Genomic DNA, 397 nt, shown 5'->3' on the forward strand with positions numbered 1-397 from the left:
TCGTCTGGGTATAAGCAGCGTTTAAAGATTGTAATATCTTTATTGCGATCACCAACTGTAATTTTTCTTGATGAACCGTGGTTAGCCTTAGACCCCATAAATGCATCATTTTTGTCTAAAAAGATTAATGAAATATGTTCTGTAAGGAAGATAACATTTGTTGTATCAGGCCATGACCTTTCGGAATTAGATGAACTATGTAATCACTTAATCTTTCTAAAAGAAGGACGAATAGTTTTAGATTTTTATAGAAAGCAAGGAAGTGAATTTATGGTGCATCATGTCAAAAAGACAACTTCTCTAGACGATAGATTTAAAAATAGATTTTTTATTGATACAAATAAGGACTTGGGTTTGATAATTAATGCCCGAACAGAGGAGTTAGATGGAATGGAAT

At 32.2% G+C, this 397-nt stretch carries 1 pseudogene; it reads left to right on the forward strand.

The window, feature by feature from the left end:
• Positions 1–397: pseudogene (locus LE190_RS22320) on the forward strand (hypothetical protein); the annotation flags it as partial.

The organism is Massilia hydrophila (assembly GCF_020208145.1).
In the GTDB taxonomy this organism is placed as follows: domain Bacteria; phylum Pseudomonadota; class Gammaproteobacteria; order Burkholderiales; family Burkholderiaceae_D; genus Telluria; species Telluria hydrophila.